Source organism: Enterobacter sp. DC4, assembly GCF_000568095.1.
GTDB classification, from domain to species: Bacteria; Pseudomonadota; Gammaproteobacteria; order Enterobacterales; family Enterobacteriaceae; genus Enterobacter; species Enterobacter pseudoroggenkampii.
The window spans coordinates 568788-587967 of record NZ_AZUB01000002.1 but is presented as its reverse complement, the minus strand read 5'-3'; the positions used below and the strand labels follow the sequence as shown (position 1 = coordinate 587967).

Sequence of the window (19180 nt, the reverse complement as noted above, 5' to 3'; positions counted from 1 at the left end):
TATGGACATGTTCCATTTGGTTCGTTTACACACCACAACCGGTTTTATTCATGAAAATCATTTCTGCCCGTAAGGCCTCTCTCCCGCTGCTGCTGGTTCCCGTTACTTTCGCGCCGCTCACCGCTATGAGCGCAGAAGAACAGACCATGATCGTCAGCGCCACGCCGCAAACCGTATCGGAGCTGGATACCCCGGCCGCGGTCAGCGTCGTCAATGGCGATGACATGCGCCACGCCGCGCCTCGCATCAACCTGTCTGAATCCCTCGGCAGCGTTCCGGGACTGCAAATTCAGAACCGCCAGAACTATGCTCAGGATCTCCAGCTTTCGATGCGTGGGTTTGGCGCCCGCTCAACGTTTGGCGTGCGCGGTATCCGTATGTACGTCGACGGTATCCCTGCCACCATGCCGGACGGACAGGGCCAGACCTCCAACATCGATCTCTCCAGCGTGGAGAGCATTGAAGTGCTGCGCGGCCCCTTCTCTGCCCTGTACGGCAACGCCTCTGGCGGCGTGATTAACATCAACACCCAGACCGGGCAGCAGCCGCCAACCATTGAAGCCAGCAGCTATTACGGCAGTTACGGTACCTGGCGCTACGGCATGAAGGCCACCGGTGCGATGGGTGATGGCACCCACGCGGGCGATGTGAATTACACCGTTTCTACCACCCGTTTCACCACCCAGGGCTATCGCGACCACAGCGGCGCGCGGAAGAATCTGGCTAACGCCAAGCTGGGCGTGCGTATTGATGACGTCAGCAAGCTGACGCTAATCTTCAACAGCGTAGACATGAAGGCCAACGATCCGGGCGGTCTGAGCTATCAGGAGTGGCAGAATAATCCGCGTCAGTCTCCGCGTGGCGATCAGTACAATACCCGTAAGACCATCAAACAGACCCAGGCCGGCCTGCGCTACGATCGCCAGCTCAGCGCTCAGGACGACCTCAGCGTGATGATGTACGCCGGTGAGCGTGAAATGACGCAGTACCAGTCGATTCCCTGGCAGCCGCAGCTGAAACCTTCCCACTCCGGTGGGGTGATCGATATGCAGCGCCACTATCAGGGCGTGGATACCCGCTGGACGCACCGTGGCGAGCTGCTGGTGCCGGTGACGTTTACCACCGGCCTGAACTACGAAAACCTGAGTGAAGATCGTCGCGGCTACGAGAACTTTGTGATGAGTAACGGCGTGCCGGACTACGGCGTCAAAGGCGATAAACGTCGTGACGAACGTAACCTGATGTGGAACGTCGATCCTTATCTGCAGAGCAGCTGGCAGCTGACGCAGAAACTCTCTGTCGATGCGGGTGTCCGCTACAGTTCGGTCTGGTTTGATTCCAACGACCATTACGTTACGCCGGGCAACGGCGACGACAGCGGTGACGCGAGCTATCACAAGTGGCTCCCGGCGGGCGCCGTTAAGTATGCGGTGACTGACGGGTGGAACCTCTACGCTGCCGCAGGGCGTGGATTTGAAACGCCAACCATCAACGAACTCTCCTATCGTGCGGATAATCAGGGTGGTCTGAATATTGGCCTGAAGCCATCCACGAACAACACCTATGAAGTGGGCAGCAAAACCCGCATCGGCAACGGCCTGCTGACGGCGGCGTTGTTCCGCACCGATACGGATGATGAGATCGTGGTGGACTCCAGTTCCGGCGGCCGCACAACCTATAAAAACGCCGGGAAAACCCGTCGTCAGGGTGTGGAAGTTTCCCTGGATCAGCAGTTCGCTGAGAACTGGAAGCTGAAGATGGCGTGGACGTACCTGGATGCCACCTACCGGACTAACGTCTGCAGCGACGCAGACTGTAACGGTAACCGCATGCCGGGGATTGCGCGCAACATGGGCTTCGCCTCGTTTGGCTGGCAGCCGGAGGAAGGCTGGTACGCGGGCACGGACGTGCGTTACATGAGCGACATCATGGCCGACGACGAAAACACCGCGAAAGCGCCATCGTACACGGTAGTCGGGTTGAATACCGGGTATAAGTTTAACTACGGCAACTGGGGAATGGACGTCTTTGGCCGCGTCGATAACCTGTTCGATAAAGAGTACGCGGGCTCGGTTATTGTCAACGAGTCCAACGGCCGTTATTACGAACCTGCGCCAGGCCGTAACTATGGCGTCGGGTTGTCGGTCTCTTATCGCTTCGAGTAAGAAAAAGAAAAGTTTATTTTATATATGAAATAACCCTCCTGATGGCAATAAGCCATCAGGAGTTATTCACCAGATAAATAATTAGGTGCAGTATATAGTCGCTCTGTTAAATAATCTCTCAGTTAAAATATTGTCGCTGTAAAAGAAAATCCGCTTCATCAATCAACTTATCAATTGCCTTCTGGCTGGCCTCCACGTCTCTCCGCTCAAGAGCTGAAAGAAGCTCATCATAGTGATACGTTGACGTTTTGATGTCGTTAAGTTCCTGATGCAGGTAGTTCATGCAGGGTCCGATGCGCACCCATAACTGTTCAATTAAGGCATTAAGCGTAGGCATTTCCGCATATTGATAAAGCGTAAACCGGAAGATGCGATTTGCATGCAATGCCTGCTGAACGTTTCCATTGCGCATGGCCTCATGGAAGGCCTCTGACATTTTGCGCAACGCCTCCAGCTTGCCGTCTGACATATTCTGGCATGCTGCGGCAACCGCCATTGGCTCAAGCTGTTTTCGGATGGCGTTAATCTCGTTATAACGCTCCAGCGTCACCTCAGGGACCAGAAAAGCCTGCGCTGGCGTGGCGTGAAGTGCGCCTGAGGAGACCAGACGCAGCAGCGCTTCGCGGACCGGCGTAATACTGGTGCCTAATTTATCAGCAATCTCTTTCGTAATCAGTCGTGCTCCTGGTTTGAGGGAGCCTGTAATTAACGCCCCTTTCAAACTGTGTTCAACCTGCATGGTAAGGCTAACCCTTTGGGCTTTTTCTAAGTGATCCAAATCAAGCATGTGGAATTCCTGTAGCTAAAACTTAATGCTATTTTTAAACGCCAGTTTTAATAAAACGGCGCCGGTACGATATATCCTGTATCGTCATGCCTGGTGGTGGGAAGTACGTAAAACAACAAAAAAAGCAAACATCATTTTTTTTATCGTTTTCGGGCTCATCCGGGATGATGGCGCGAAAAACCCTGTCCAGTAATTAAAGACAATATATCGTATCTTCACAAATAAATATGGCGGGAAACCCCGCCATTGTGCTCTTTATTTATTGTCACTCGCGACGCGAATCACGACTTTGCCGAAGTTTCGTCCTTCCAGCAGGCCAATCAGCGCCTCGGGGGCGTTTTCCAGCCCGTCCGTCACCTGTTCGCGATAGTGGATTTTCCCCTCCTGCACCCAGCGCCCCATCGCCTCCTGGAACTCATGAATGCGGTGCCCGTAGTCCTGGCCGATGATAAAGCCCTGCATACGAATGCGTTTCTTCAGGATGGTCGCCATCAGGAGCGGGAGGCGATCTGGCCCTTCGGGCAAGCCCGTCGCATTGTAGCCGCTCACCAGGCCACACACAGGCACGCGGGCGGAGGTGTTCAGCAGGGGCAGCACGGCATCAAACACTTTCCCGCCGACGTTTTCATAATAGACATCAATGCCTTTCGGACAGGCGTCTTTGAGCTGGTCGGCAAAATCCGCCGCATGGTGATCCAGACACAGGTCAAAGCCGAGAACCTCAACGGCATGGCGGCATTTCTCTGCGCCACCGGCCACGCCGACCACCCGGCAACCTTTGATTTTGCCGATCTGCCCGACTGTCGCGCCAACCGGGCCGGTCGCCGCAGCCACCACCAGCGTTTCACCCGCTTTCGGTTGCCCGATATCCAGCAGCCCCATATAGGCGGTAAAGCCCGGCATACCCAGTACGCCCAACGCCCAGGAAGGATGAGACGGATTTTCGCCCAGCTTCACCAGGCCGCTGCCGTCCGAGAGTTCATACTCCTGCCAGCCGCTGTAGCCCAGCACCCATTCGCCAGCTTTGAAGTCGGGATGGTTTGACTGCTCAACGCGGCTGACCGTTCCCCCCACCATCACAGCACCGATCTCAACCGGCGGTGAATAGGATGGCGCATCGCTCATGCGCCCCCGCATATAAGGGTCCAGCGACAGCCAGACGGTACGCAGCAAAAGCTGCCCCGCACCCGGTTCCGGAACAGGCTGCGTTTCCAGACGAAAATTGTCCGCGACCGGCGCACCCTGTGGACGAGAGGCCAGTACCCAGCGGCGATTTTGCGAAACAGGTTGGTTCATCAGGATCTCCTTCTGGTAAAAATGTCATTACAGCCTGGCTCACGATCGGCGTTATCGCATTAGCATTACGAGCCAGACTGATTGAGGCGTACAACCAGATAGATGCAGGTTTCATTCGTCTCGTTGATGAACCGGCAGTCATTCGGCGGCCCCAGCTCGAGACAGTCTCCGGCGTGCATCTCGTGGCGCGTATCGCCCTCCTGGAACACCAGCTCACCGGACTGCAGCCAGATAAGCTGACGTGCCAGCGCGTAAGAAGAGGCAGGCATAGGAACATCGCTGCCCGCAGGCAGTTCAACCTGAACCAGGTCGATGGGCAGATCGGTACGGGGAGAAACATGGCGGCGGAGGTAGTGCGTCTGCGGATCGCGCCAGACGGGCTGGTTTGCCAGGCGCAGCAGCTTGCCTTCCTGCATTTCGGCCCGGGCAATCAGCGTTGACATGCTGATGCCAAACGCGCCAGACAGGCGGGCAAGCAAGGTGGCCGTCGGGCTACTGTCCCCGCGCTCTATCTTGTGGATCATCGCGCGTGAGACCCCTGCCCGGTCCGCCAGCTCGCTCAGGGACCACCCGCGAGACTCGCGTTCAAGGCGAATTCTTGCGCTAATCCGTTGATTCATCGTGTCTGTTATGGTGTTCATGACGTCATACTATAGTGTATGAACGGCATTTCAATGGGCTTTTGATAACAAAAAAATATGGCTTATGCCGTAGCGATCGGGGGATACAGTTGTGTAATATCGTAGCGATAACGTAATACTATAGTGAACAACACACAGAGGCTTCATCATGATCGTTCGTCATGCCTGCAAAGAAGACTGCGCTGCGATAGGCGAGATTTACAACCACGCGGTGCTGCATACTGCCGCGATCTGGAACGATAAAACCGTCGATACCGATAACCGAATCGCGTGGTTTGAGGCGCGCACGCTGGCGGGTTATCCGGTTCTGGTGAGCGAGGAAGACGGTGTCATCACCGGTTACGCCTCTTTCGGCGACTGGCGCGCCTTCGACGGTTTTCGTCATACGGTTGAGCATTCGGTCTACGTCCATCCGGCCCATCAGGGTAAAGGGATTGGCCGCACGCTGATGAAGGCGCTGATTAACGAGGCCCGCGCCATCGGTAAACACGTGATGGTGGCCGGCATTGAAGCGCAAAACCATGCCTCGATTCATCTCCATGAGACGCTCGGCTTTGTGACGACCGGACAAATGCCGCAGGTGGGAACCAAGTTTGGCCGCTGGCTGGACTTAACCTTTATGCAGCTGCAGCTGGACGAGCGCAGCGATCCGGACGCTATCCCATGAATCAGTCACTGACGCTGGCGTTTCTGGTGGCGGCGGGCATCGGTCTGGTGGTGCAAAACACCCTGATGGTGCGTATTACCCAGTCCTCTTCCACCATTCTCATCGCGATGCTGCTGAATTCGCTGGTCGGCATTGTGCTGTTTGTCAGCATTCTGCTGCTGAAACAGGGCGTCGCGGGATTCAGCGAGCTGGCCGCGACGGTGCGCTGGTGGACGCTTATCCCGGGGCTGCTGGGGTCGTTTTTCGTGTTTGCCAGCATTAGCGGGTATCAGAACGTTGGCGCGGCGACGACCATCGCCGTGCTGGTCGCAAGCCAGCTGATTGGCGGGCTGGTGCTGGACGTGCTGAGGAGCCATGGCATTCCGCTTCGCGCCCTGATTGGCCCGGTGTGCGGCGCGGTGATGCTAGTCGTGGGGGCCTGGCTGGTGGCGCGACGCCAGTTTTGATCGTTACAGTATGGTGCCGCCTTTCGTCAGCTGTTCCTCACGCGCGTCCATCTCTTCTTTATGCTGCTTACCGTGATGCGAAATCGCGGTGCGCAGACGCTGCTGCTGGGTGTAGCGATCTTCACGGCTCAGCTCTGCATCATCGCTTAATTCAATCAGCAGTTCGTTCATGTGGGTGATGACGCTCTCTTCGATGGCGGCATCGACGCGGGCAGTAACTTCGTTTAAATGTGACATTGTCACTCCTTGTGAATTGCCGGGTGGCGGCTACGCCTTACCCGGCCTACAGGGGGAACCGTAGGCCCGGTAAGCGCAGCGCCACCGGGCACACGATCAGTTCAGCTTCGCTTTCGAGAAATCGCTGCCCATCAGGCTTACGCTGTATCCGGTCACGTTGCTGCGGGTCGCGTAGAACGTTTTCCCGTTGGCCAGCGCGATCCACGGTGCCTGCTGGTAGAAGATCTCCTGCGCCTGGCTATAGAGCTTCGCGCGCTCAGCCGGGCTGCTGGTCAGCTTCGCTTTTTGCACCAGGGCATCATACCCCTTATCGCACCAGCGCGCGGCGTTTGAGCCGGTTTTAATGCTGTTGCAGCCGAGCAGCACGTCGGCAAAGTTGTCCGGGTCGCCGTTGTCGGACATCCAGCCAAACAGCGCGGAGTCATGTTCGCCTTTACGCATTCCGGAGAGATATTCGCCCCACTCGTAGGAGACAATTTTGGCCTTCACGCCAACTTTGGCCCAGTCGCTCTGGATCATCTCCGCAATACGACGCGAGTTCGGGTTATACGGACGCTGAACCGGCATTGACCACAGCGTGACTTCCGCTCCCTTCTCCAGACCCGCCTGCTTCAGCAGGGCTTTCGCTTTTTCAGGATCGTAGCTGTAGTCCTTCAGGTCTTTATTGAAGCCCAGCATATTTGGCGGGATCGGCGATTTTGCCACCGTGCCCGATCCCATAAAGACCGCATTAACGATGGCCTTCTTGTCGGTCGCATAGTTAAGCGCCTGACGCACCAGCACGTTATCAAACGGCTTTTTCTCGGTGTTAAACGCCAGATAACCGACGTTCAGCGCATCGACCGAGTGCAGCGTCAGGTCTTTGTTGTTCTTGATGGCGTCAAACTGAACCGGGGACGGCGCAGGAATAATCTGGCATTCGTTGGTCTGCAGCTTCGCCAGGCGGGTTTCCACGTTTGGCGTAATGGAGAAGATGAGATGCTTCGTCGGCACTTCACCTTCCCAGTAGTTCGGGTTCGCGACGTAGCGGATCAGCGAATCCACTTTGTACTGCTGCAGCACGTAAGGCCCGGTACCAATCGGCCAGGTGTCCACGTTCTCAGGCGTGCCTTTTTTCAGCATTGCGTCGGCGTATTCAGCGGAGAGAATCGAGGCGAAATCCATCCCCCAGTCGGCCAGGAACGCGGCGTTGGGCTCGCTCAGGGTGAACTGAACGTGGTAATCATCGACCTTTTTAACGTCCTGGATAAGCTTATCGAGACCCACATCGTTAAAGTATTCGTAGTTGCCCTGCGACACGTTGTGGTACGGGTGTTTAGGGTCTTTCTGACGCATGACCGAGAAAATAACGTCATCGGCATTAAAGTCGCGCGTCGGTTTGAAGAACTTGTTGCTGTTGAACTTCACCCCTTTACGTAGGGTAAAGGTATAGGTCTTGCCGTCCGGTGAAATCGTCCAGGACTCCGCCAGCGACGGCACCGGAGTGTTTTTCACCGGGTCAAAATTGATCAGACGGTTATACAGCACCTGGGAGCTGGCCACAAAAGATGGGCCAGAGCTGGCGATTTGCGGGTTGAAGGACTCGGGAGACGCTTCAGAACAGTAAATAAGCGTGTCGTTGTTTGCCGACCATGCGGCACCGGCTGGTAACAGCGCGCTCAGCGCAAGGGCGAGCAGTGTTTTCCCTGTAGACATGGTTATAACCCTGACAGTTTTATTATATAGGACAGTAATAACAGCACAGGCGTTTTGACCTGGCAAATAACGAAACACTATCAGGTTATTCTAAAGCCGCGTTTTTTGCTGTTTTAACCGCCAGCGTCCAAAAAGGTGATTTGCCTTAAGGGCCATTATTCGTCAAGCACAACCGTCACTTTCTATGCCGCAAGAAATCGGCGCTTTTAGCGTCTCTTCCTCCGTTTGTTTGCTTCCTCGTTTCGTTAAAGTAACGGTGTGAAGAAGTATATGGGATCAAATCGTGGCAAAAACTCTTTTACGCAGCGGTAATCTGGATGACTTTCAGGCCGTTGGCGGCGGCGGACAAGCCGTTTTCGAATCAGCGTTACAAATCCGGGAAGCGCTCCGGTTGCGCAAACAACAGGCCATCGTCGACTGTCTGGCAATTCCTCAGGTCAACGACAGCGGTGACCGTGTGGACTGGTATTCCCCGGTTGAAGGGAGCGTAACCAGCTGGAAAGCGGCCGATGAAGATGACCGCTATCGCGCCCTGCGCTATCTGGAAAACACGCTCGCCAGCGTCGAGTCGTTAAGCAAGAAATGCCTGCTGTCACCCAAAACCGCGCAGCAGCTTTTTGGTTCTCTGCTGTCTAAGGCGTTTCAGTTCCCGGGTGAAAACTTCCTCTTCCTGGTAGACGGGAAGCCGGTCATCAGCTTCTGGGGGTTTGTAAACCTGAACGAGAGTGCGCGCGACGACGTCCTCGACTGCCTGCGTGAATCGCTGGTCCCTGAGCCTGCTCCCGTTGTCATTGAAGATCCTGAACCGGAACCTGAGCCAGAACCGCTGGTGACCTTTGAACAGGCTGACGAGCCGCTGATCGCCCCTTCCACGGTGGTGCGCATTACGCCGGAAGATCTGTATGAGCCAGAACCGGCCCCGGTCGTGACGCAAGCCGTTCAGGAAACGCCCCCGGCGATTGTCGCGAAAAAGCGCCGCGTCCCCCTGTGGACGCTGCCGGTTGCCGCCGTGATCGTCGCCGCCATTGCCGCTCCACTGCTGTGGCCAAAACAGTCGCCTTCCGCTGAGCCCGCTCCAGCGCCTGCACCAGAGCCCGTCGAGATTGCGCCAAAACCGATTAAAGCGGTTGAGCCACTGGCGATGAAATTACCGCTGCATCAGGCAGAGGTCGTGGCCAGCAAAGAAAAAGAAGCAGTTCCGGCGCCTGCACAAACAGCCGCTCCGGTGGTGATTGTCGCCATCCCGAAAGATGCCATGGTGATGGAAGCGAATCAGGTAAAAGCGGGATCGACGCGTTTCCTGAACGGCACCTGGCGTGCGGTTCTCGACGTGAAAGATCCGGTCACCGGCAAGCCGCCATCAATGCGCTATCAAATCCAGAACAATAAAGGCTTCGCCCGGGTTGTTCATGGCGATAACGTGGTCTGCCGTGCGGAGGTCTTCTCCGGGCTGCACAGCAATGGCGAGCTGATGATTAAAAGTCGCGGTACCGCCCGCTGCACCGACGGTTCCCGCTACCCGATGCCGGAGGTTGCCTGTAAAGCCGGCACCAGCGATATCGCGGAATGTCGCGCCCGTTATGATGCCAACACCGTCGTCCCACTGACGTTCAAGAAAGCAGGTGCCTGATCCTATGCTGGTTAATCTTTGCGACTATAAACAAAGCGTCACGCTTATTGCCAACAGCGGCGTGCAGTTCCTTGATTTCGGTCTGACACCGCAGGACACCGCCAGCAACGGGCGCTTCGTACGTAAAACCGCGAACGGCCCGCTGTTGCGCCTCGATTTCGATCTGGTCAACGGTCGCTATACCCTGCCGGGAACGAACGGCGGACAGCCTGAAGTGGTCAAACCGGAAACCACCATCACGCTGCATCAGTCTCTGACGGTGCTGGACGGCGTCTGGCTTCCGGTTCCGTTCCTGCGCTTTAACCCACCGCGAACCTTTGTTGAGGGGCCGGATAACTGGGCACGCGTTCAGGTGCGCAGGCTTGATACGCCCGATACGGCAGGCAATACGCACCGCGTCACTCTCGCCCTTGACAGCCAGATTGCTGAACACGCCACGTCTGCCCTGTCCCCGGTTGAAAACGATATTCTCAACGGGACCCGTTTCGCGCTGGCCTGGCGCGATAACGAGGTAGAAAGTTTCCTCGATCAGACCTGGATTGACGGCTGGCTGCGCGAGGCCTTTACCCAGTATGCCGACGGCGTTGAAAACCGCTCAGAACGCGATCTCCAGCAGGCGATGCGCGGATTTGAGTATCAGGCCCACTGGCTCAACGTGCTGACCATGCTCGGTGAACAGCTCACCGTGCCGGAAGTGAAATTTGTTACCCATACGCTCAGCACGCCAGCCATTCCGGTTGACCTGATCCTCGACGTGGGTAATACCCACACCTGCGGCGTCATTATTGAAGACCACGGCGATGCGAACGATGGGCTGCGCCAGACCGCCGAGCTGCAGGTTCGCTCGCTCAGCGAGCCGCAATTCCTGAACGAGCCGCTGTTCACCAGCCGTCTCGAGTTTTCGGAAGCGCGTTTTGGCAAGCAGCACTTCTCGGTTGAAAGCGGTCGCGAAGATGCCTTTGTCTGGCCGTCGATTGTGCGCGTCGGTGATGAAGCCCGCAAGCTGGCGATGCAGCGTCTGGGAACCGAAGGCAACAGCGGTATCTCCAGCCCGCGTCGCTACCTGTGGGATGAAACGCCGGTCGTGCAGGACTGGCGCTTTAGCCAGATGAACAGCAAAACCCAGCGTGAACCGCTTGCCACCGCATTCCCGCTGATGAACCTGATGAACGATGACGGCGAGCCGCTCTTCACGCTGCCGCAGGACGAGCGCCTGCCGGTCTTCTCACCGCAGTACAGCCGCAGCACCCTGATGACGCACATGCTGTGCGAGCTGCTGGCGCAGGCGCTGGGACAGATCAACAGCGTCGCCACGCGCCTGCGTCTGGGCTTCCCGGCGTCGCCGCGCCAGCTGCGCACCCTGATCCTGACTCTGCCCTCGGCCATGCCAAAGCAGGAGCGCGAGATTTTCCGTCGCCGCATGTTTGAAGCCATCGCCATTGTCTGGAAAGCGATGGGCTGGCACCCGCAGGATGAGGATTTTGTCACCCGCAAACAGCAGGAAAAAAGCGTGGTGCCGGTACCTGAAATCCAGATGGAGTGGGATGAAGCCAGCTGCGGTCAGCTGGTCTGGCTGTATAACGAAGCCATCTCCCGCTTTGGCGGTCAGACCGAAGCCTTCTTCGCCTCCCTGGCCCGCCCGGACAGTGAGCCTGAGCCGGGTAGCCAGCCGGGACGCGCGCTGCGCGTCGCGTCCATCGACATCGGCGGTGGCACAACGGATATGGCGATCACCCATTATCAGCTGGATGACGGTTCCGGCAATAACGTCAAAATCACCCCGCAGCTGCTGTTCCGTGAAGGGTTTAAGGTCGCGGGTGACGATACGCTTCTGGACGTGATTCAGCGCTACGTGTTGCCCGCTCTGCAAACGCAGCTGCAGAAATCCGGTATCGCGGATGCCTCGCTGCTGATGGCCTCGCTGTTCGGTGACTCCGGGCGCATTGATACCCAGGCCGTGCTGCGCCAGCAAACGGCGCTGCAGCTCTTTATGCCAATTGGCCATGCCATTCTTGCCGGATGGGAATCCAGCGACGTTGACGATCCGCTGGCCGGTCTGCATGCCACCTTTGGCGATCTCCTGCCGCAAAAGCCGACCCGCAACGTGATGAATTACCTCCAGCAGGCGATCGATCATGCCCTGCCTGCGGGTTCAGACGCTTTCGATCTGTTCGCGGTGCCGCTGCATGTGAACTTCCGCGAAATGCAGGATGCGATGCTGGCCGGGCAGTTTACGCTGGCCTCCCCGCTCCACGCGGTGTGTGAGGCGATTTCCCATTACAGCTGCGATATTCTGCTGATCACCGGACGCCCCGGCTGCCTGCCTGGGGTTCAGGCGCTCATTCGCCACCTGCAGCCGGTGCCGGTCAACCGCATCGTCTGGCTGGATAAATACCAGGTGCACGAGTGGTATCCGTTCAGCCAGCAGGGGCGCATTGGCAACCCGAAATCCACCGCCGCGGTGGGTGCCATGCTCTGCAGCCTGGCGCTCGATCTGCGTCTGCCGCGCTTCAACTTTAAAGCCGCGGACATTGGCGCGTATTCCACCGTGCGCTATCTCGGCGTGCTGGATAACACCGTCAATACCCTGCGCGAGGAAAACGTCTGGTATCAGGATATCGATCTCGATAAGCCCGGCGCGAAGCTTGACGCGCGTCTGCACTTCCCGCTGCGCGGTAACGTCACCCTCGGCTTCCGCCAGCTGGCGAACGCGCGCTGGCCTGCCACTCCGCTCTACACGCTAAGCATTAACTCGGCTGAACTGGCCAAAGCCATTGCCGGTGACGGCGTGCTGAACGTGCGGCTGAAACTCTGCGGCGGCAGCAAGCAGGAAGGCCCGGAGGCCTTCGAGCTGAGCGATGCCTGGCTGCAGGACGGCACGCCGGTTGCGCCTGACGCGTTAACCTTCAAACTGAATACTTTGGCCGACCGCCGACACAGCGGCAGCCACTACTGGATCGACAGCGGGAGCGTATACCTGAAATGACAGCGACCACGACCACCACTCAGGCCTTAATCGGGTGGATTAATGAGACGCGCCTGAACGCCCCAGTGCTGGATAACGATGCTGACGCCCTGCTTGCTCGCATCAACGCGGCGCAGGCGCGGGAGCAGGCCATTGCGCGCGCCATGACTCGCCAGAGCAGCATTGGGCTTTACGGTCATTCGCAGAGCGCGAAAGCACACCTGCTGCTGTCTCTGTGCGGCAGCGGCAATGGACGCCTTAACGTGACGCCAGGCCAGCGCACCTTTGACTATTTTTCGCATATCAATCCGGGACATGCCCTGACCAACATGGCCGTCCGCTTCACCCGGGAAACCCCGGAGGTGGCTGATGAGGCGTTCCCGCTGCGTCTGCGTCTGGTCACCGAGGCCGAGCTGGTACAGCTGTTTATTGCCCGCACGACCCTGCACCCGCAGATGCGCGCGGTGGATAAGGCGGTCATTGAGACACGTCTGGAGAAATGGCGCGGGCTGCGCCAGCCGCAGGGCGTGCCCGGTATCACTGCTCAGGAGGTGGGAGCGATTGCCCGCTTCTGGCAAAGCACCGTACCCGCCGCGAAACAGCAAATTGATGATGCCCTTTGGTATGAGTTTGCCCAGCTGGTGCCATCGCTCGATCTCAGCACGCGGGCCAGCGTCTGGTCCCTGCTGTGGGGCGAGCAGCAGGAGTTGACCCAGCAGTGGTTAAAACTGGCCCACGTGCTGCACCAGACCAGCCATGTCAGCGATCTTGCTGCCCCGCTTAGCCTGCTGGTGGACAGCTTTGGGTTGCCGGGTGAAGGATTCCTGACGCACGACGGCACGTTAGACCTTCAGGACGCGCAGGAGACGCTGCTTCATCCGCTGAATAGCGGTGAAATGCTTAACGCCATCAGTATCCCCGTCGATGTGCTGGCCTTCCTGACCCGCGAGCTGGTGTTGCCGGTTGAGAACGGCGCGCTGGATAACGTCGATATTATTGATATTCCGGTTTTTGAAGATAACCGTGCCGACCCGCTACGCCAGGCGAAATCCCAGTGGCTGCTCGAGCATTACCGTCAACAGCTTCAGCCTGATGTGCTGGTGATTTGTAACGCGACGGCGCAGCACGAACAGACGGCTAAAAAAGCAAAAGTGTTAATGAACTGGGTGAAGGAGACGCAGCCTGCTGAAGAGTCAGCCCTTCCAGGTCTGGTGTGGGCGATCACCCCGCATGACGCCCGCTTTACTACCCGGCAGAACCTCGACGAAGCCGTACAGCATCTGCTCGGAAAGCCGGGCTTACGCTGGGGCACGCTGCAGGCCCTGGACAGCCACAGCATGCAGCGCGTCATCGAGTGGCTGTCTCAGGCCACGCTGCCCGCGCAGCGACAGAAGCGCCTCAGCACGCTGAAAGGCCTGCTGCGACAGGAGCTCTCATCGCTGATGCAAAGCTATCTGACGCCGCTGGTTGAGGAGCCGGGGACAAGACGTGCTCAGGCCGAAAACATGGTGCGCACGCTGCAAAGTAGCGCTGCCCGCCACGGCGAACTGCTTGAAGGCCTGCTGCCGCCGCTGAAAGCCTTTGAAACGCTGCTCGCCGTTCAGCAGCCTCGCGAGGAGCAGGTGAACGGGCTCTTTACGGACACCATTGACCTGTTTGCCGAGAATGCACAGGAAAGCAACGGCCTGTTCCAGACAAAAGACAAAGCGCGACTGGCGCACAGAGTGTGGATAAATCATCTGCGCCAGTGGAGCCGCAATGAGGCCGCGGCCGTCCGTCTGGGGCTGGAACCTGCGGTGTTACAGCAAATCGCGGATGTGCTGGTGACCACCAGCTACCGGCTTGATCTGCCTCAACAGCTTCAGCGTATCGTCGAAGCGGATAAAAGTAGCGCTGCGCAACTGCATGCCGTGATGGGCAATTTCATTGGCTGGCTGGGTTACGACCAGACGCCCGTGGCGGTACGTCCGGCAAGCCGCATCCGCAAGGGCCAGGCCATCTTCGTCACGCCAGTGGTCAGTAGCGCCGAGCCTCGTCTGACGCGCCTGGGAGAACAGCCTGTGCATGCGGCCACCGCGTACGTTTACGACTGGCTGGTCGCCCTCTATAGCCGCGCGATAGAGAACATTGATTACCAGCATCCGCATGATGTTCAGCCTGACGCACGTCAGGCACTACAGGATTTAATAAAGTAGCCGCCCTTCTTGCCGGGTGGCGCTGCGCTTACCCGGCCTACATTTTGCAACGATAATAAATTGCACAACGATCACACCGTCATACACTCAGCTAACGTCTGTGCCAGCGCAGACGGGTTTTCCCACGACAGTGAATGCCCCGCCGCAGGGATAATTTTCACCTCAACGCCCTTCTGCTCTAGATTTTCCACATCGTCATCCGGCAGAGAGAGCTCGCCGAAAATCAACGTTACCGGGCAAGGGAGTGACAGGAACTGCGCTTCCCATTCCGGTTCAACGCCCGCCACCAGGCTGGATGCACCGCGCCAGACGGCATAAGCGGCATTGCTCTGCAGGCACCCTGCCCACGCTGTTTTTTCTGCGCTGAGCACGGCGTCATAACCTTGCTCCAGAAACTGTTGCTCGGTTTGCGCTGCTATAGACCGGCTGAACATGCCCCCACCCGCGTGAAAATTGGGCTCTGACACCATCAGTCCCTTCACGCGCATTGCCAGCAGCCCTGCCGTTTCGATAGCAATACTGCCGCCCATGCTGTGGCCGTATAACCAGAAGGCATCCAGCTCAAGATGATTAATCAGCTCCGCGACGACGTGGGCCTGGTCAGTGGTTTTATAGCTGTAGTGCAGAGGCTTATCGCTGTAGCCGCTGCCGGGCAAGTCGATGAGAATCGCTCTGCGCGAGCCAAACAGCGGGTCACAAACGACGCGAGGATATTCATAGGAAGAGGCGCAGCCCAGCCCGTGAATGAACACCACGGGATCGCCGGTACCGGGCAAGTCGTGCCAGCGCACGGTGCAACCGGCCTGCTGCGAGTAAAAACTGTTCATAAGCACTCCTTTTATGACGCACTGTGTATTTATACAGTCATTACATCAGGAATGCTATGTTCATCTTTTAAAACTGGAAGCGTGCTTCAGAAAAGCGAGACCAGCAGCGCAACGGGAAAGCTCATTGGCCAGGTTGACCCCACCAGGAAAGCGCTGAGCAGGCGGATACGTTTGCGGTCTTTGGAGAGGAACCAGGTAATTAATGCGCAGATGGAAGCCATGATTGCGTAAAAAACCAACATCTTTTGATACAACGTCATTCTGTATACCGGAGCCGAAAAAATAACCGCACGCAATATGCGTCATATGTTGACACAGATCAAGTTTTTTCGTTACAGAATAACCACTTAAAAACTATGGCTAATAACAATTGAGTATCTTACGTAACACGGGTGGCGGGCAAGGAGAGCGCCTGGCCGCAAATGCGACCAGGCTGAGCGGATTAGTGTTTGATCATCACATGCCGCACGACCGTATAATCCTCAAGCCCGTAGACCGACATATCTTTGCCGTAGCCGGATAATTTCATGCCGCCGTGCGGCATTTCGCTCACCAGCATAAAATGGGTATTCACCCAGGTGCAGCCGTACTGCAGGCGCGCGCTCAGGCGATGAGCGCGGCCCACGTCTTTCGTCCAGACCGATGACGCCAGGCCGTATTGCGAATCGTTCGCCCAGGCTAGCACCTGCGCCTCGTCGTCAAACTCGGTGACGCTCACCACCGGGCCAAACACCTCGCGCTGAACGATGGCGTCGTCCTGTTTTGCCCCCGCCAGCAGGGTTGGCTGGAAGTAGTAGCCCGCCCCCTCTTTTTTGCTCCCACCGGTGACAACCCGGATATGGCCGAGCGCTTTCGCATCATCGACAGCCTGACAGACGCGAGAAAGATGGGCGGCCGAGCTGAGCGGTCCCAGTTCGGTAGAGGCATCCTCCGGTGCACCCATTTTAAGGCTGGCGACCGCTGCGCCCAGCTTTTCCACCAGCGCGGCATAAATGCCTTTCTGGGCATAAATACGACAGGCCGCCGTACAGTCCTGTCCGGCATTGTAGAAACCAAACGTCCGCACCCCTTCGACAACCGCATCCAGGTCGGCATCATCAAAGACAATAACCGGCGCTTTACCGCCCAGCTCCATGTGGGTGCGTTTAATGGAGGACGCCGTATGGCCGATGATATGTTCCCCGGTCGCAATCGAACCGGTCAGCGAAACCATGCGGACTTTTTCATGCCCGGTCAGCGGATCGCCGACCGTTTTCCCCCGCCCAAACAGCACGTTCAGAACGCCTGCCGGGAAGATATCTTTTGCCAGTTCTCCAAGCTTCAGAGCGGTCAGCGGGGTGATCTCTGAGGGCTTAATCACCACGCAGTTTCCTGCCGCCAGCGCGGGCGCGAGCTTCCACGCCGCCATCATCAGCGGATAGTTCCATGGTGCAATAGAGGCAACCACGCCCACCGGGTCACGGCGAATCATCGAGGTGTGTCCTTCGAGGTATTCCCCCGCAGCCAGGCCGTTCAGGCAGCGGGCCGCCCCGGCAAAGAAGCGGAAAACGTCCACCACCGCCGGAATTTCATCACCCAGAGCGCAATGCAGCGGCTTGCCGCAGTTGAGGGATTCCAGCTTCGCGAAAGTGTCGGCATGTTCTTCGATGGCGTCGGCCAGTTTCAGTAAGCACTCTGCACGGGCTTTCGGGGTGGTTTGCCCCCACTCGATAAAGGCACGATCGGCAGCCCGAACGGCAGCATCAACCTGCGCGGCAGAGGCTTCAGCGATGTCCAGCAGCACCTCTCCGGTGGCGGGATTGTAAACCGGCTGCTTTTCCCCTTCGCCAGTAATCAGTTCACCATTAATCAGCAGTTGGTTTTGCATAGCGTTGTCCTGTTTAAATCGAAGTTATTTCCCGCCACCAGCGATGTTCTCGCCGTCGCGGGTGAGCCACCAGGCTCCCAGAATGGGGAGAGTTGTCACCAGCATCACCAGCAGAGCAACGACGTTGGTGACCGGCACGTCGCGTGGACGCCCGAGCTGATTGAGCAACCACAGCGGTAACGTGCGCTCGTGTCCCGCGGTAAACGTCGTGACGATGATCTCGTCAAACGACAGGGCAAACGCCAGCATTCCCCCGGCCAGCAGCGCGGAACCCAGATTGGGCAGCACCACGTAGCGAAAGGTTTGCCACCCATCAGCCCCGAGATCCATCGACGCTTCCACCAGGCTCCAGGAGGTGCGTCTGAACCGGGCAATCACGTTGTTAAACACCACCACCACGCAGAAGGTGGCGTGTCCGACGACGATAGTGAAAAAACCCGGCTCAAGATTGATCGTTTTGAAAGCCGTCAGCAGCGCCAGGCCGGTGATGATCCCCGGTAACGCAATCGGTAACAGCAGCAGCAGAGAGATCGCATTCTTGCCAAAAAACTCGCTTCGCCACAGCGCCGCTGCAGCAAGCGTGCCAAGCACAAGGGCAATTGCGGTAGATAGCGCGGCAATTTGAAGTGACAACGTCACGGATTCGATGATATCGCCGCGCCCCGCCGCCACGCTAAACCACTTCAGCGTCAGCCCCTGTGGCGGAAAGCTGAAGGCGGCGTCTTCGGTGTTGAAGGCATAGGTCGCGATAATCAGCAGCGGGAAGTGCAGGAAGATGACGCCTCCCCACGCTGCCACTTTCAGGAACAGCGGTGCGCGTTCAGAGTGCATCGAATGCTCCCAGACGTTTCACGAACGCCAGATAAAGAGAAATCAGCACGATGGGAACCAGCGTAAACGCGGCGGCCATTGGCATATTGCCGATAGCGCCCTGCTGCGAGTAGACCATGTTACCGATGAAATAGCCCGGCGGGCCGACCAGCTGAGGAACGATGAAGTCCCCCAATGTCAGGGAAAACGTGAAAATGGACCCCGCCGCAATGCCCGGTATGGCCAGCGGCAGAACGACATAGCGGAACGTCTGACGGGGACGCGCGCCGAGGTCGGCTGAGGCCTGCAGCAGCGAGGCCGGCAGGCGCTCCAGCGCCGCCTGGACGGGCAGGATCATAAACGGCAGCCAGATATAGACGAACACCAGAAACCGTCCCAGCCCGGAGGTGGACAAGGTGTTGCCGCCAATCGCCGGGAGCGTAAGGAGTGAAGTCAGGATCGACTCCAGCCCCATATGACTAAGAAACCACTGCGCCACCCCGTCCTTCGCCAGCAGCAGCGTCCAGGCGTAAGCCTTGACGATGTAGCTCGCCCACATTGGCAGCATCACGGCGATATAGAAAAACGCTTTCCACTTGCCGCGGGTGTATCGCGCCATGTACCACGCCATCGGGAATGCCAGGATGGCGCTGGCAATGGTCACCGCAATCGCCATCGTTAACGTGCGCAGGATGATGTCGTAGTTTGCCGGGTTGAAGAGCGCCAGAATGTTCGCCAGGGTCAGGTCCGGCGTGACGGCCATGGTGAAATCGTCAAAGGTGTAAAACCCCTGCCACAGCAGCGTCAGCAGCGATCCTAAATAGACGATGCCAAACCACATCAGCGGCGCGAGCAGAAGCAGGAACAGGCCGAGCGACGGCTTGCGCCAGAACAGTGCGGTCATGCGGCTTAAGCGGCCGCGCGGGGCGGGAGGATGCGCGACACTCATATC

At 57.8% G+C, this 19180-nt stretch carries 16 protein-coding genes; 6 read left to right on the top strand and 10 right to left on the bottom strand.

Annotation, left to right across the window (positions count from 1 at the left end; translation table 11 throughout):
* Positions 1 to 50 precede the first annotated feature (50 nt).
* A complete protein-coding gene (gene pqqU, locus P349_RS15535) occupies positions 51 to 2165 on the top strand; it encodes a TonB-dependent receptor PqqU (RefSeq protein ID WP_032647465.1) in 2115 nt (704 codons plus the stop codon).
* 118 nt (positions 2166 to 2283) lie between these two features.
* Here pqqU and P349_RS15540 read toward each other — a convergent pair whose 3' ends face one another.
* The 3 genes from P349_RS15540 to P349_RS15550 all read right to left on the bottom strand — a co-directional run bounded on the left by P349_RS15540 (position 2284) and on the right by P349_RS15550 (position 4889).
* A complete protein-coding gene (locus P349_RS15540) occupies positions 2284 to 2952 on the bottom strand; it encodes a GntR family transcriptional regulator (RefSeq protein ID WP_032647467.1) in 669 nt (222 codons plus the stop codon).
* A 255-nt stretch (positions 2953 to 3207) separates the two neighbouring features.
* The gene (locus P349_RS15545) at positions 3208 to 4248 is read right to left on the bottom strand and encodes an NADP-dependent oxidoreductase (RefSeq protein WP_032647469.1); all 1041 of its coding nucleotides are present in this window, start codon (positions 4246 to 4248) and stop codon (positions 3208 to 3210) included.
* A 65-nt stretch (positions 4249 to 4313) separates the two neighbouring features.
* A complete protein-coding gene (locus P349_RS15550) occupies positions 4314 to 4889 on the bottom strand; it encodes a helix-turn-helix domain-containing protein (RefSeq protein ID WP_008501301.1) in 576 nt (191 codons plus the stop codon).
* Between the two features lie 148 nt (positions 4890 to 5037).
* Here P349_RS15550 and P349_RS15555 point away from each other — a divergent pair, with 148 nt between their 5' ends.
* Together P349_RS15555 and P349_RS15560 are read left to right on the top strand one after the other, a co-directional pair.
* The gene (locus P349_RS15555; protein WP_032647470.1) at positions 5038 to 5556 is read left to right on the top strand and encodes a GNAT family N-acetyltransferase; all 519 of its coding nucleotides are present in this window, start codon (positions 5038 to 5040) and stop codon (positions 5554 to 5556) included.
* The gene (locus P349_RS15560) at positions 5553 to 6002 is read left to right on the top strand and encodes a DMT family transporter (RefSeq protein WP_008501299.1); all 450 of its coding nucleotides are present in this window, start codon (positions 5553 to 5555) and stop codon (positions 6000 to 6002) included. The genes P349_RS15555 and P349_RS15560 overlap by 4 nt, the downstream gene beginning before the upstream one ends.
* 3 nt (positions 6003 to 6005) lie before the next feature.
* Here P349_RS15560 and P349_RS15565 read toward each other — a convergent pair whose 3' ends face one another.
* Both P349_RS15565 and P349_RS15570 read right to left on the bottom strand, forming a co-directional pair.
* Entirely contained in the window at positions 6006 to 6239 is a 234-nt protein-coding gene (locus P349_RS15565) for a YdcY family protein (RefSeq protein ID WP_032647472.1), read from the bottom strand.
* Between the two features lie 96 nt (positions 6240 to 6335).
* On the bottom strand, positions 6336 to 7934 hold the full coding sequence (locus P349_RS15570) for an ABC transporter substrate-binding protein (protein WP_032647474.1): 1599 nt from the start codon (positions 7932 to 7934) through the stop codon (positions 6336 to 6338).
* A gap of 283 nt (positions 7935 to 8217) precedes the next feature.
* On the opposite strand from P349_RS15570, the gene P349_RS15575 reads away from it, so the two are divergent.
* Genes P349_RS15575 through P349_RS15585 form a run of 3 tightly spaced genes read left to right on the top strand, consistent with a single transcriptional unit; the run spans position 8218 to position 14724 of the window.
* A complete protein-coding gene (locus tag P349_RS15575) occupies positions 8218 to 9564 on the top strand; it encodes an SrfA family protein (RefSeq protein ID WP_032647476.1) in 1347 nt (448 codons plus the stop codon).
* Positions 9565 to 9568: 4 nt separating this feature from the next.
* A complete protein-coding gene (locus tag P349_RS15580; RefSeq protein ID WP_032647478.1) occupies positions 9569 to 12550 on the top strand; it encodes a virulence factor SrfB in 2982 nt (993 codons plus the stop codon).
* On the top strand, positions 12547 to 14724 hold the full coding sequence (locus tag P349_RS15585) for a virulence factor SrfC family protein (protein ID WP_032647479.1): 2178 nt from the start codon (positions 12547 to 12549) through the stop codon (positions 14722 to 14724). Before P349_RS15580 ends, P349_RS15585 begins: the two co-directional genes overlap by 4 nt.
* Positions 14725 to 14795: 71 nt before the next feature.
* Here P349_RS15585 and P349_RS15590 read toward each other — a convergent pair whose 3' ends face one another.
* The 5 genes from P349_RS15590 to P349_RS15605 form a co-directional block, all read right to left on the bottom strand.
* Positions 14796 to 15551, bottom strand: a complete 756-nt coding sequence (locus P349_RS15590; RefSeq protein ID WP_032647480.1) for an alpha/beta fold hydrolase — start codon at positions 15549 to 15551, stop codon at positions 14796 to 14798.
* 86 nt (positions 15552 to 15637) lie between these two features.
* Positions 15638 to 15811, bottom strand: coding sequence for a GhoT/OrtT family toxin (locus P349_RS0124300; protein WP_013096478.1), 174 nt, complete (start codon positions 15809 to 15811; stop codon positions 15638 to 15640).
* 182 nt (positions 15812 to 15993) lie between these two features.
* Positions 15994 to 17418: an aminobutyraldehyde dehydrogenase gene (gene patD, locus P349_RS15595; protein ID WP_032647482.1), complete on the bottom strand. Its 1425-nt coding sequence runs from the start codon at positions 17416 to 17418 to the stop codon at positions 15994 to 15996.
* Positions 17419 to 17442: 24 nt separating this feature from the next.
* The gene (locus tag P349_RS15600) at positions 17443 to 18249 is read right to left on the bottom strand and encodes an ABC transporter permease (RefSeq protein WP_024907243.1); all 807 of its coding nucleotides are present in this window, start codon (positions 18247 to 18249) and stop codon (positions 17443 to 17445) included.
* Positions 18239 to 19177: an ABC transporter permease gene (locus tag P349_RS15605; RefSeq protein WP_443112195.1), complete on the bottom strand. Its 939-nt coding sequence runs from the start codon at positions 19175 to 19177 to the stop codon at positions 18239 to 18241. The genes P349_RS15600 and P349_RS15605 overlap by 11 nt, the downstream gene beginning before the upstream one ends.
* Between the last annotated feature and the right edge of the window lie 3 nt (positions 19178 to 19180).

Excerpts from the sequence above, each read along its gene's own strand:
- pqqU (WP_032647465.1), top strand. The coding sequence starts at position 51 with ATGAAAATCATTTCTGCCCGTAAGGCCTCTCTCCCGCTGCTGCTGGTT.
- P349_RS15540 (WP_032647467.1), bottom strand. The coding sequence starts at position 2,952 with ATGCTTGATTTGGATCACTTAGAAAAAGCCCAAAGGGTTAGCCTTACC.
- P349_RS15545 (WP_032647469.1), bottom strand. The coding sequence starts at position 4,248 with ATGAACCAACCTGTTTCGCAAAATCGCCGCTGGGTACTGGCCTCTCGT.
- P349_RS15550 (WP_008501301.1), bottom strand. The coding sequence starts at position 4,889 with ATGAACACCATAACAGACACGATGAATCAACGGATTAGCGCAAGAATT.
- P349_RS15555 (WP_032647470.1), top strand. The coding sequence starts at position 5,038 with ATGATCGTTCGTCATGCCTGCAAAGAAGACTGCGCTGCGATAGGCGAG.
- P349_RS15560 (WP_008501299.1), top strand. The coding sequence starts at position 5,553 with ATGAATCAGTCACTGACGCTGGCGTTTCTGGTGGCGGCGGGCATCGGT.
- P349_RS15565 (WP_032647472.1), bottom strand. The coding sequence starts at position 6,239 with ATGTCACATTTAAACGAAGTTACTGCCCGCGTCGATGCCGCCATCGAA.
- P349_RS15570 (WP_032647474.1), bottom strand. The coding sequence starts at position 7,934 with ATGTCTACAGGGAAAACACTGCTCGCCCTTGCGCTGAGCGCGCTGTTA.
- P349_RS15580 (WP_032647478.1), top strand. The coding sequence starts at position 9,569 with ATGCTGGTTAATCTTTGCGACTATAAACAAAGCGTCACGCTTATTGCC.
- P349_RS15585 (WP_032647479.1), top strand. The coding sequence starts at position 12,547 with ATGACAGCGACCACGACCACCACTCAGGCCTTAATCGGGTGGATTAAT.
- P349_RS15590 (WP_032647480.1), bottom strand. The coding sequence starts at position 15,551 with ATGAACAGTTTTTACTCGCAGCAGGCCGGTTGCACCGTGCGCTGGCAC.
- P349_RS0124300 (WP_013096478.1), bottom strand. The coding sequence starts at position 15,811 with ATGACGTTGTATCAAAAGATGTTGGTTTTTTACGCAATCATGGCTTCC.
- patD (WP_032647482.1), bottom strand. The coding sequence starts at position 17,418 with ATGCAAAACCAACTGCTGATTAATGGTGAACTGATTACTGGCGAAGGG.
- P349_RS15600 (WP_024907243.1), bottom strand. The coding sequence starts at position 18,249 with ATGCACTCTGAACGCGCACCGCTGTTCCTGAAAGTGGCAGCGTGGGGA.
- P349_RS15605 (WP_443112195.1), bottom strand. The coding sequence starts at position 19,177 with ATGAGTGTCGCGCATCCTCCCGCCCCGCGCGGCCGCTTAAGCCGCATG.